The following is a 491-nucleotide window of genomic DNA, read 5'->3' on the forward strand; positions in this document are numbered from 1 at the left end:
CTGTTGGAGGTGTCACATCATTGATGGTCACCGTAGCTGTACATTGATCCGTGTTGCCGCTGGCATCAGTCACTGTCAATGTAACTGTATTTGCACCAAGGTCTGCACAGGTGAAACTTGTCTTGCTTGCTGCCAACGTAACAGCTCCGCCGCAGCCATCTGAGCTTCCATCGTCAATGTCTGCAGCTGTAATTGTTGCATTGCCTGTAGCATCAAGATTAACCGTGATATTTTGACAAACTGCTGTTGGAGGTGTCACATCATTGATGGTCACCGTAGCTGTACACTGATCCGTGTTACCGCTGGCATCAGTCACTGTCAGCCTAACGGTATTTGATCCCAGATCATTGCAATCAAAACTGGTCTGGTCAAGACTCAAAACAAGGCTGGCCACATCTGTACAGTTATCACTACTGCCATCATCTATTTGAGCCGGGGTAATAGTTGCATTACCCGTCGCATCAAGCTGAACGGTAATATTCTTGCAAACT

1 protein-coding gene is annotated in these 491 nt (G+C 47.0%); it reads right to left on the bottom strand.

Annotated features, from left to right (window positions below; all coding sequences use genetic code 11):
- Positions 1–394 (bottom strand): HYR domain-containing protein (locus Q1A18_RS18985; RefSeq protein ID WP_299584727.1); only part of this gene is annotated, 394 nt, incomplete at its 3' end.
- Positions 395–491 lie beyond the last annotated feature (97 nt).

The sequence above is a fragment of the uncultured Sunxiuqinia sp. genome (assembly GCF_947495665.1).
GTDB classification, from domain to species: domain Bacteria; phylum Bacteroidota; class Bacteroidia; order Bacteroidales; family Prolixibacteraceae; genus Sunxiuqinia; species Sunxiuqinia rutila.